Genomic DNA, 12328 nt, shown 5'->3' on the forward strand with positions numbered 1-12328 from the left:
GGGTTTCAATTGCAATTATTATAAAAATTAACTAAAAAACTATGCTATATGTTGTCTTAAATGATTGCAATTGTGACAAGTGGTAATTAATGCTATGTAAACTATCCGAGTCTTAACATAGAAAAACCTTATGAAGTTTATCTTCATAAGGTTTTTACTGGAAGCAACATTTGCTTATTTAATAGCAATAGATTTAGGTTTTACTTCTTCTGCTTTTGGTACAACTACTACCAGAACACCATTTTCATATGTAGCTTCGATATTTTCTGCGTTCACATTTTCTGGTAAAGTGAAAGATCTTTTGAAAGAAGAATAGTTGAATTCTTTACGTGTCCATTTTCCGTTTTCTTCTTTCTTTTCTTCTTTTTGCTCAGAAGAAATTGTCAATACACGACCATCCAGATTGATGTTGAAATTTTCTTTTTGTTGTCCAGGTGCCGCAACTTCCAATGTGTATCCTGTTTCATTTTCATGAACGTTTACAGCTGGAATGTTTGAGCGATAATCTTGTCCTACAGAAGTGTTGAAATCATTTAATAATTCGTTCAAAAGGTTTCTGTAAGGGAAAACACTGGATGGTTGGTTGAATCTAACGAGTGCCATAGTTTTACTAGTTTTAAGTTATTTAGTTGAATGTTTTTTCGTTTTGTGTACCTTTTTGTAATCAGGTACGCTATGTGTTATTCAACTTATATACCAACCGGAAAAAGCGATAATTTTTAACAGTTTGAGAAAGATTTTAATGACAAAAAGTCTTATATTGCGTCTTTTATGTCTTTTTTAATGACATAATGTCTTTTTTCCTTTGTTTAGCTCACACAAGTATGGGCGTTAAGGTGCCTGGATAAAGAAACAGCCTGAAGGATGGTCCTTCAGGCTGTTTCTTTAAGTGGGTTATTCATTTATACCTATAAACTTGTTGCTTATCTTTTATCGGCCATTCATAGCTAATAAGGCATCTGCAGGAGAGGATTTGCTTAAATCGTAAATATATGCGGTTTGGCCAACATGAATCTCATATATATCATTCTTTAAAGAATGAATAAGATCTTCCGCTACAGCTTGTGGAGAAATTCCATTCTCACCACCTATCTCTTTTGAAAAATCAGTATTTACTAGGGGAGGCATAAGCTCATATACTTTAACTGAAGTATTTTCGAGTGAAATCCGGATTGATTGAGAATAGGAATGCAAAGCAGCTTTGCTTGCTGAATAGGTACTCAATTTATGGTTGGGGACGAATGCTACTACAGAAGAGACTTGTACAATAGCTGCTTCTGGCTGTTTTTTAAGAAGAGGCAATAGTTTTTCATTCAGTCGTATGATAGATAGATAATTGGTAAGGATTTCTGCATGAGCATAATCAAATGATTGAGTATTTTCAGAAAGATCATGTAGATAAGCTTTGCCTGCATTGTTAATTACAATGTTCAACTGAGGATATTCACTATATAACTTCGAGACGAGGTTTTCTACATCCTCTTCATTGCTGATATCGCTTACAATAGGTATAACGCCAGGCAATTGTTCAGCTGCATATTTTAGTCTGTTTTCATCTCTACCTGTAATAATTACTTTGTTTGACTTTGATACAAATTGTTTGGCGATTTCAAATCCGATACCAGCACTTCCACCAGTAATAAGGATTGTATTGTTAGATGTTTTCATTTTGTTAAGGGAAAGAATATTTGAATTATTATACTGATTGGTTTATTGTCTACTTTGGTGTCTGGTGTTTTGTTGGTTAAATAATAATTTAAAGCGTAATTATCTTTTCAAAAATACCAATAGGTATTTTTATTATTACACATCTTTTATGGATAAAGTTCGTATAGCTTAATAAATTTTGCGAAAACTGTATTAATATATAATGGATGTGCTATTTGAGGAGATGATAAATATACTTATTGGTATGTAATATATGTTCATTGCAAGGTTTGTGTTACTGTAGGTAACCAACTGAAAAGTAACATGGATTGAGCGTAGAGATTTAGTAGATTTTAAGAAAAGATTTATCTTGCTGGCATCTATTTACTTTTAATGAATGAAAATTCTTCCATTACATTTGCTTATTGGTGAATCTCTGCATCAATCTGGCAATAGAATGTTATTCCCACTGCATTTGCCAGAAGTTGTTCGATTTAATACCTCACCACAACAACTAGCCAAACAGGTTGCCAAGGCGTTTCAAGAGAACGTGCTTAAGAAGGGGCTTTACGATCAGATTCTAAGCTATTTTAGTAATGAGGATCTGATACAGGATAGGTTGAATGTGAAGCTGGATGCCTCTGTTGATCAGTTGTTCCCAGAGCTTGAGCTTTCATTTGATATTTTTTATTTTCAGAATGAAAGTCTGCAATTTATAGGATTTGTTCCCTTACTGAGTATTGAGTCTGTAGGAAAAACGCTTGATGAACTCTATATAAATCTTTCGGAGAATATACGGTTAGAATTTATACGAAAGAAGCGTCTTCAGTCTGTTGCTACATTAATAACCACTCAGTGGTTTAGTGAGGTAAAGGTCCATCGTGTGCCAGTTGATCTTACCTTCTACACATTGGCAGAGCTTGAAAAAATGGCAGAGGCTGGTAAGCAGCAGATTTTACCGGAAGTTGCACAAAAAATGAGTTCAGATGCTGGGATGTTAGTAGGATTAACAAAAGAGTATGACCAATTAGCATCTCTTCTAAGTGGCTATTTGCGAAATAGTGTTGTAGTGGTAGGTAATACCGGAAAAGGAAAAACCACATTGATTCGTGAATTTGTTAGTAAGAGAAATCAGAATGGATTGGGGAATGTAGCTGTCTGGGAAATTTCCGCGGCACAACTGCTTCATCGGCTTACCTCCTTGGGGAGCTGGGAAGAATACCTGGCATATATGTGTAATGAACTGAGGGCCAAAGGCGACCTTCTATATATTAGTAATCTGGCTGAATTATTTGAGGTTGGTCAGTATGTAGGAAACAGTATGTCGTTTGCTGATTACCTGCGCGATTATATTGCCAGAGGGGAGATTACTGTGATTAGTGAATGTACGCCTGAACAGATAACACAGATTGAGTTAAAGTCTCCTGGTTATACTGCACTATTTGCGCAAGTAAAAATTGAAGAGATGCCTGGCCCTGTAATTCAACAAATTGTATTGCAGAAAGTTGCACTGGCAAGCCAGTCTAAGAAGATTGCAGTGGAAGATGTGGCTACAAAAGAAATTTTACGTTTACAGCAATGGTATAGCCCGTATTCCGGATTGCCAGGAAAAACCATTCGTTTTCTGGAAGCATTACTTTCAGAAAACGAAAAGTATTCAACCATATCCAAATCAGATATTTATGCCCGTTTTTGCCAGGAGACCGGTATGCCTGAATTCATGATAAATCCGGATATTCCGTTGGATATTGACGCCATGAGCCAATTTTTTTATAAGAACATTTATGGTCAGGAAGATGTCATTCAGACAGTCCTGGATGTCTTGATTTCCATTAAAGCAGCTGTAATACGAAGAGGCAAACCATTGGCTTCACTATTATTTGTTGGACCCACAGGTGTAGGAAAGACAGAAATGGCAAAGGTGTTGGCAGAATTTGTATTTGGCAATCGCCAGAAAATGATTCGCTTTGATATGAGTGAATATGCAGATTATCTATCCGTGTTACGACTTACAGGTGATCTATATGCCTCGGGTGAGGGCTTGCTGACAGCAGCTGTTAGACGTGAGCCTTTTTCTGTATTGTTGTTTGACGAACTTGAAAAAGTACATCCCTCTTTCTACGATCTGTTATTGCAGATTCTTGGTGAGGGTCGGCTAACAGATTCAAAAGGTCGGGTGGCAGATTTTTGTAGCACTATTATTATCCTGACTTCTAATATTGGGGCTCGCAGTTATCAGGTTGGGACGGTTGGTTTTATAGAAACCAAAGCTCAGAAAGAAACTGCTATATCTCATTTTCAGAATGAAGTACAGAATTTCTTCCGGCCTGAATTATTCAATCGCTTGGATCGGATACTGGCATTTGCTCCTTTGGAGAGATCTGTAATCCGACATATTGTAGATCGAGAGATATCAATTCTGAAAAAACGAGAGGGTATCAATGGTCGTAACCTTGTGATCGATATAGCCAAAGATATACTGGACTATTTGGGTAGAGAAGGGTACAACTGGGCATACGGAGCACGTTTTCTGCAACGAACCATTCAGGATAAGATTGTAATTCCGCTTTCTGGTCACCTGAATACATATGAGTTTCATGTGCCTCTGGACATTACAATAGATCTGAAAGAAAACGAACCTCATTTTCGGATCAATCGAAGAAATGAAACACAACTCATTGAGCAGGTAGTTGAGGAAAATTCAGAACTTACCGTTATTGAATTTACAAATGAAGTTACTAAACAACGACGAAATGCCATTACTATTCGTAATGGTAGTTATTATGCACACTTTATTAGTCGTCTTGATCAGTTGAATCGGAAACTGGCAAAACTAAAAGACAAAAGACAGGAGGAGAAATTCTGGAAGGATGATGTGCAGAGCAAAGTATATTATGAACTGATGGGTATCAGGGATGATTTTGATTTGATTACTCAGCAGATACAGTCTATAGAAAGCGAGAATTTCCTTTTATTAAATGGGATTGAAGGAAAAACTCCGGAATTGTATCGGCTTTTTAAATCATGGAAAACCCAATTTCAGAATTTGAAAATAAAGCTGGTACGACAGGAAAATCCTGAGTTTATGAAATGCATTATTGGCATTTATGGACATGCAGGGAGTGTAATGCAACTGGCTGATATCTACAGGAACCTGAGCATGGAGAGGGGATATATAGTCAATGCTTTCCAGATCTGGCACAATAATCAGGAAATTGTATTCACAGGCGAAACCTGGCAAAGGTTTAGGCCTTATAACTTGTATGCGGATCTTAAAAAGCAACCGTTAGTATACCTGCGATTTTCGTATGATAAGCCAATAGATGATAACTATGCTTTGGTTGGCGTTGAGTTGGAAGTAACAGGGAACTTGCCTTTTCTGTTTTTTAAAAGTGAAAATGGAGGACATAATGTGACAACTGCCACAGGTGAAATACGAAAATATCAGGTAATTGTCTCTACCCAACCTTTTGATAAGTTTAAGACTCCTGGCGGTATTCATCGGAAAAACTTTTTTGAAGGTCATAAAGCCCGCCGTCAGTATACACCCAAGGGATTACAGGATACTACCTATGATTTACTTACAAGTACAAACCAATATGAACAGTCTTTAAGTAAAGTTCTGCAACATCAGTTTAATACAGCTATTGACAGTTATCTGTTGTAAAGACATTTTCTTGTACTCTCCAGTTTTGCAAATTTTACATGGCCAATATTCATTTTGAAATACCTATCTGGGTTCAACATAAAAAAGAGCAATACATTATTCGTCCGTTGTTTCATTCGGAATGGTATGCAGCTGATGAACGGTATGAGAATGCTATTCGCAAACTTACTCAGCTTATCCGAAAGGAATTTTCACAATATAGAGTTGAGCGGGATAACTCGGATGAGTTGTTATGGCTGTTGTTTAATCCGGAATTCAAGTTTGAATCCATAGATTTGGATTTTAATTATGGGCAACGCTTTTTTAATGGAAAGTTGTCTGTTGCCTGGTTTATACAAGGAGAGTATACAGTAGTATTATTGCCAGCTTTTGGAAATTATCAGTTTATTTCCAGAAAACCCAATGCACGCAGATCTGATGTGATCGAAGAAGTAATACAACAAGTCCAGATCTATGCACGCAAGTATACAAAGAAGAAAGATGAAGAGTTTATACTGGATGGATTTGCATCAGGCAAAGGTGAGTTTTGTACAACATTGGATCTGCACATGTTTGTGCCTGGAGAAAAAATCCTTGGAGATACTAACAACCTGTTTCAACAGTTTTTTCGTAGTGAAATATCATTTGATGGCAGACGGGAAATTGTACGCGTAGGACACGATCTCAATGACTGGTATCCTACACAACTCAGCAGAGCATATTTTTCAGATTTGATAGTGGAACAGCTGAAAACTTTACTCTATAACCGGGAGAATATCCCTGTTGTACTGATAGGAGATCGTAAAGTAGGAAAAACAACGATTCTGCATGAAGTAGTATACCGACATGTGGAAGAACATGCCGACAAGCAATTATCTAAGCTGGATAATGTCTGGAATGTCGATCCTTCCCGAATCATTGCAGGGATGAGTATAGTCGGTGCCTGGCAACGACGCTTTGAAGCAATCATTCGCTTTGCTATGCATCCTCTTGAAAAGAATCCTCGCCAGGATAAGTTATATTTTACAAATATCGTGTCTTTGTTCCGGATTGGGAAGTCTTCACAGAACAGCATGACATTGAGTGATGTGCTGAAACCCTATCTTCAGGGACGTAGATTGCAGGTGATTCTGGAAGCTACTCCTGAAGAATGGGCAGTTGTCAGTGAACTAGATCGAGGGTTCACAGATTTGTTTAAGGTTATTCGTTTGTATGAACCAGATGAGACCACAGGACTGAAGATTATAAGCAAACTTCGTAACCAGCTTGAGCAGGAGCATCAGTTTGGTATTACGAATCTGGCTTTAGTTCGATTAATTGAACTTCAGAAACGCTTTCATATTTCCAGAGGTTTGGTTGGAGTAGTAGCGGAAAGTTTGCATCAATTGGCAACTAAATATGCTAAAAAAGAGATTGATGTACAGACGATCATAAGCGAATTTAGTAGTCAGACACATTTGAATGAAAGATTGGCAAATCAGGATATTCGTATTGGTCGGACTGAATTTGCTGATTATTTGGCTGAACGCCTTATTGGGCAACCAGAAGCTGTAGATTGCCTTACAGATGTTTTGAATGTAATCAAAGCACAGCTGAATAATCCTGAGCGTCCGTTTGGAGCGTTTTTGTTTATTGGACCCACAGGGGTAGGCAAGACACAGGCAGCGAAAATTCTGGCTAGATATTTATTCACACACGATGAAAGCCTGGTTCGTTTTGATATGAATGAATTCATCGATGATGACGCTGTAAACCGATTGGTAGGCGATTTTACCAATCCAGAAGGCCAACTTACTACTAAAATTCGTTACAACTCCTTTTGTGTTCTTCTATTTGACGAAATTGAGAAAGCACATCCGGATGTACACAACCTGTTGTTGCAGATATTAGGTGAAGGTCGTCTGACAGATGCCTTGGGACGGACTGTCAGCTTTTGTAATACTGTTATTATCATGACGTCTAATCTGGGGGCAGAACGTGTTGGAAAAGAAATCAATCTGCAACGTAGAGAGGATATCACAACTCGGACATATGAAAAGGCCGTGCGTGATTTCTTCCGACCGGAATTCATCAATCGGATTGACAGAATTGTCTTTTTTCAAAAGCTTACCTCTCAACACATTGGGCTTATTGCCTGGCTTCAGATCAAAGAACTACTTAAACGGCATGGTTTTCTGCGTCGTCATACTATTTTGAATGTTTCACCAGAAGTGTTGGAAGCTATTGCTCAAAAAGGATTTGATCCGGAAATGGGAGGGAGAGCACTAAAACGTCAGATTGAGAAAGAACTCACCGTATTGATTGCCGATAAGCTGGTACTGATTGCCCCTGACAAACCTGTTATTTTTAGTTTGTTTCACCGGGATGATCAGTTTATGCCACATCTTACTCTGTTGGAACATATACCAAAAAACGAAACATCGGAACTGCCTAACCTGGAAAATCTTGAAATTACATTTGATTTGTTTGCTGAATTGTTGGAAACAGTAGAGGATATTAAAGAAGAGTTGCTGGAAATGGATCAGGAGAATAGCAGTCTGGTATATTCAACGGAAACGAACAAGGAAGCTTCCCAACTGATGTATTTTAAGGAATCGTTAACAGAGATAGAAGCAAAGCTTACGAATATTCTTTGGGAGTATCAGGCTGGTAAGAAAATGAATATTGCAAAGACGGTTCTTCCTTTAAAAAGTGTTTCGGGAGTAAAAAGAATACGTAACTATGGTTGGAATGGCGAAGGGAAAGCATTCTTGACAGAATTATATAGTCAGCTGGAAATATCAGATTACTTTAATGAGATTCATGAATCTGCTGCCCGAATAGTAAACGAAACGAATGCTTTGTACTTCTATCTGTCACAGGACATAGCATGGCTTGATTTCAACCTTACTTGTTATGTAGAGCAACGACCTGGGCAGATTTTACTTCGTATAGCGTCTGCCGTTGAAAACTCAGGAAGTAATGAGATAGAATATATGGAGAAGATGTATAGGACAGTATTTGGACTTACTACAAAAGTAAAGCAGGAAAAAGGCTATATCTACCTACATATTCATGCTACAGGTGTATACCATCTGTTTCAGCAGGAAGTTGGATTTCACATGTTTTTTTCTTCTCATGAAACCTCTGTTCCGGTGGAAGTTTCTGTGTATCCAGTTGAGACTGGCTCAGATATAAATACCCTCATATATGAGATTGAAAAAGGAAGGAAATCTCCTGTTGATAGTGATGAACAATCTGTAAGTCACATTGTACGCCTATACATGCTGGGAGATGGTAAAATCAAACGTACACTCATTACGGATTTAAGGTCTGGTATTGTTCATAATAAAGACCTGACTTATCAGGAACTCAAATGGTTGTTTTATGCCAATACCATTACTCAGGATGAGTAAAGAGAACATATATATTTGAAAGATTTATTGCTGATTTTGTTTCAATTATCTTTTAGCGGATGCGCTACTACATTTTATGAAAATACTGGAGTTTCCTTTACTGTGTCGCCGAATAGATGAAAATACCATACTGGGGCAGATTATAGGCCTGGATAAACAACTGGTGTCTGATGATATTCGTGGCCTTACAGGTGATTTTTCGGAATATATTGAAAAGCAACTTCAGCGGGGAGCATACTACGAACCAGAGATTCTACAACCAAGGATTAAAACACTCAAACTTATTATACGTCCTCACTACCAGGAAAAACAGCGAATTTATCCTGTAAAAGAATCTATTGAGTTTCCGGTTTATGCTGTATATGGAGGCAATGAACAGGGGTTTTTCGAGTGCTTTCTACCATTGCTTGATAAAAGTTTTTATTTCTATTCTGAAAAAGATCTGGATAAACTCATAGAGCACTTTGCCAAAGATGTACTTCACAACATGGATCCTGGCAAAATCTATAGTTTATTGCAAAGTTCTGCTCCATGGTTGGAGAGTGTTACTGTGAAAGTACCTAGGGTCGAGCAGCCCAAAACTAAGGCAGATGATTTCTCACATCTCCAAATGCTGAACAGTGTAGCTGAGAGACTTCCTTATGCCAGAAAAAATACCAGGTTAGTCCTGGATGCGGCCTGGGAGAGGGGAGAATTTGTTGATAAGCTGATTTCTTTTCTGTTGACAGGAAAAAACAATGTTCTGCTTGTGGGTAATTCAGGTGTTGGTAAAAGTACCATTATCCATGAAGCTATTCGAAAAATACATCAGCAGGAGAAGTCACAGGAAGATTTCGAGCGTCATTCATTCTGGCGTACAACTCCTGCTCGTATTACTGCCAAAGCAAAATATCTGGGTGAATGGCAGGAAAACTGTGAAGAACTGGTCAGTGATCTGGTACATGCAAATGGTATTGTCTGGATTGAGAATTTTGTGATGCTGGCTCTAACTGGTGGAGAAGGACCCGAGGATTCTGTAGCTGCTTTTCTAACCTCATTTATCCGGCAAAAACAATTGCAGATGATAAGTGAAGTAACTCCTGAGCAATTAGATGTAATGCGTAAGCTTTTGCCTGGCTTTGTCGATCATTTTCAGATCTTGCCCGTGCAGGAGATGAATACGGCTACAATGTTAAAAATATTCGATTACTATACAGCACATGCTGAAAAACATCAAAAGGTTTCTTTTTCACATCAGGCTCTGGAAACAGTGTATATGCTTCTGGATCGATTTGTCCGTTATGAAAGATTCCCAGGTAAGGCCATTCGCTTTCTGAATCAGTGTGTGAATAAAGCGCTTCAGACCCAACAGTCGATTGTTGATCCGCAGGTGGTTATCAAAAATTTTTCTCGCCAAACTGGTTTGCCCGATATCTTGCTTCGGGATGACTTGCTATTGGATAATAAGGTGCTAAGAAAGCATTTCAGTGATCGCATTAAAGGGCAGGATCATATACTAGAAAAAATTATTTCAGTGATCAAAGTATTTAAGGCCGGTTTAAATGATCCCAATAAGCCCATTGCTTCCATGATCTTTGCCGGACCTACCGGAGTAGGGAAAACGGCTACTGCTCAGACCCTGGCCGATTATTTCTTTGGTATTGGTCAGACCTATCAACCTCTGATACGGCTTGATATGAGTGAGTTTCAGCACCCTGGACAAATTTATCGATTGATTGGAGCTGAAGGCAAGCTGGTACAGTTTGTCAGAGAAAAGCCGTTTTGTGTAGTTTTATTGGATGAAATTGAAAAGGCGCACCCATTGATTTTCGATGCCTTGCTTACTGTGTTAGATGAAGGGATCTTAATTGATTCAACAGGACGGGTAACAGATTTCCGGAATTCGATCATTATTATGACATCCAATCTGGGAGCTTCGCAGCGTGGTTCTGTAGGATTTCGTAATTACCAGACAAATGATTTTGAGGCTGGTATCAAAGCCTTTTTCCGTCCTGAGTTTTTTAACCGGATTGATCTCATACTGCCATTCTATGCATTAGATCAGGATACCATCCGTGAAATTACTTTGTATGAACTGAGTCATATTGGGACGCGGGATGGTATTAAGAATCGTGGATTAAAGCTTTCCTATACAGATGAGTTAATTCATTATATAGCAGAGAAAGGCTTTGATAAAAAATATGGGGCTCGTCCTCTTCAGAGGGAAATTGAACGGTTGATTGTCGCCCCATTGGCTCGACTGATTTTGCAGCGTCCAGAATTATACAATCAGGAGGTCTTGATCGGGTATGAGAAGGATTCAGTTGTATTTGTCTGATAGTTTATAATTTTTTCTTTGACGTCTTTTAAACAACTTCAAAGAAAAAATTACTCAAGTCGATTATATTCTTTCAGGATTTTGACCACTTTGTCCATAGGTAACGCTTCAATTACATGTTGTTCTTTACCTGTTGTGGTTTCGGCTTTAGTCATTGAGTTGATAATAGCTTCCTCTGTGGCTTCAATTACTGCCATAAATAGGGAAGACATGTAATCGTTGTGTAACAATGTAACAGTTTGGGTTGGTTGAGAGGGTTCATAGGGTATCCGAAGTGCTGGATCTGTAGAAAATGCTATGACATAATCGCCACTACCGTTGGCTGCAATTCCTCCGGTTTTTGCAAGTCCAAGCATAGCGCGTTTTGCCAGACGTTCCAGATTACGGGCATCCAGTGGTGCATCTGTTGCTACGATGATCATACAGGAGCCATCTGCGTCCTCTGTTTTTTTCGTATTTTGAGACTTACTGTCACCAGGAGTTTTTCTGGATTCTTTCTCTTTTTTCAATTGTGGACTTAGGTAATATTGGTCAAGGCGCTCTCCTACAGGTGCACCTGCTATTTGTAATACGCCACCAAAGTTGGTTTGGACAAGGACGCCTACTGTATATCCTCCAACCGCTTGTGGTAGCATTCTGGAGGAGGTGCCAATACCTCCTTTGAATCCAAAGCAAACAGTACCCGTGCCAGCTCCAACATTACCTTCCTGAACAGGTCCTTCTGTTGCTTTTTGAATTGCTTCCAGTACATGTGCTTTGGTGACATGTCTTCCACGAATATCATTCAGATAGCCATCATTCGTTTCTCCTATTAGTGCATTTACTGATTGTACTTTCTCATTGCCAGCTTGGTCCAATGTATACTGAACAGTTGCTTCCATTGCTGTACCAACACTGAGGGTATTGGTGAGAATAATTGGTGTTTCCAGATTGCCCAATTCTGTTACCTGTGTACTGCCACTTAATTTTCCAAAACCATTGCCAACATAGACTGCTGCAGGTACTTTTTGCTGGAAAATGTTGCCATCATGTGGTGAAATAGCCGTAACACCCGTCCGGATTGAGTTGCCTATATGTAAAGTCACATGTCCAACTTTGACTCCTTGTACATCCGTTATTGCGTTGTGGGTGCCTGTTGGTAGTACTCCAATCCGGATACCATATTCTCTTGCTCTTTTTCGTCCAGAAGAAGTTTGTTTGGCTTGGCTGTACACATGAACCAGGAATAGAGGGGTAATCAGGATGGCAAAACAAAGTCGCCTGGAAGATAGGCTATACACTATAAAATGAGAGTTGATGAAAATGGAAGAAGATCCTATAATC

At 38.7% G+C, this 12328-nt stretch carries 6 protein-coding genes; 3 read left to right on the forward strand and 3 right to left on the reverse strand.

Features of this window, described 5'->3' with window-relative positions; all coding sequences use genetic code 11:
• Positions 1–174: 174 nt before the first annotated feature.
• Both QNI15_RS30750 and QNI15_RS30755 read right to left on the reverse strand, forming a co-directional pair.
• On the reverse strand, positions 175–603 hold the full coding sequence (locus QNI15_RS30750; protein WP_313992957.1) for an Hsp20/alpha crystallin family protein: 429 nt from the start codon (positions 601–603) through the stop codon (positions 175–177).
• 327 nt (positions 604–930) lie between these two features.
• Positions 931–1668 carry an SDR family oxidoreductase gene (locus QNI15_RS30755; protein ID WP_313992959.1) on the reverse strand — a complete coding sequence of 246 codons (738 nt, stop codon included), beginning with the start codon at positions 1666–1668 and terminating at the stop codon, positions 931–933.
• A gap of 376 nt (positions 1669–2044) precedes the next feature.
• On the opposite strand from QNI15_RS30755, the gene QNI15_RS30760 reads away from it, so the two are divergent.
• From QNI15_RS30760 to QNI15_RS30770, 3 genes are all read left to right on the forward strand, one after another.
• Complete coding sequence (locus QNI15_RS30760; RefSeq protein WP_314035517.1) at positions 2045–5314, forward strand: AAA family ATPase; 3270 nt, start codon at positions 2045–2047, stop codon at positions 5312–5314.
• Between the two features lie 38 nt (positions 5315–5352).
• A complete protein-coding gene (locus tag QNI15_RS30765) occupies positions 5353–8688 on the forward strand; it encodes an AAA family ATPase (RefSeq protein ID WP_313992963.1) in 3336 nt (1111 codons plus the stop codon).
• 76 nt (positions 8689–8764) lie between these two features.
• Positions 8765–11005, forward strand: a complete 2241-nt coding sequence (locus QNI15_RS30770) for an AAA family ATPase (RefSeq protein WP_313992965.1) — start codon at positions 8765–8767, stop codon at positions 11003–11005.
• Positions 11006–11055: 50 nt separating this feature from the next.
• Here QNI15_RS30770 and QNI15_RS30775 read toward each other — a convergent pair whose 3' ends face one another.
• Positions 11056–12243, reverse strand: coding sequence for a DmpA family aminopeptidase (locus QNI15_RS30775; protein ID WP_390902226.1), 1188 nt, complete (start codon positions 12241–12243; stop codon positions 11056–11058).
• Positions 12244–12328: the final 85 nt, after the last annotated feature.

The organism is Xanthocytophaga flava, from assembly GCF_030068545.1.
In the GTDB taxonomy this organism is placed as follows: domain Bacteria; phylum Bacteroidota; class Bacteroidia; order Cytophagales; family 172606-1; genus Xanthocytophaga; species Xanthocytophaga flava.

Excerpts from the sequence above, each read along its gene's own strand:
- QNI15_RS30770 (WP_313992965.1), top strand. The coding sequence starts at position 8,765 with ATGAAAATACTGGAGTTTCCTTTACTGTGTCGCCGAATAGATGAAAAT.
- QNI15_RS30765 (WP_313992963.1), top strand. The coding sequence starts at position 5,353 with ATGGCCAATATTCATTTTGAAATACCTATCTGGGTTCAACATAAAAAA.
- QNI15_RS30760 (WP_314035517.1), top strand. The coding sequence starts at position 2,045 with ATGAAAATTCTTCCATTACATTTGCTTATTGGTGAATCTCTGCATCAA.
- QNI15_RS30755 (WP_313992959.1), bottom strand. The coding sequence starts at position 1,668 with ATGAAAACATCTAACAATACAATCCTTATTACTGGTGGAAGTGCTGGT.
- QNI15_RS30750 (WP_313992957.1), bottom strand. The coding sequence starts at position 603 with ATGGCACTCGTTAGATTCAACCAACCATCCAGTGTTTTCCCTTACAGA.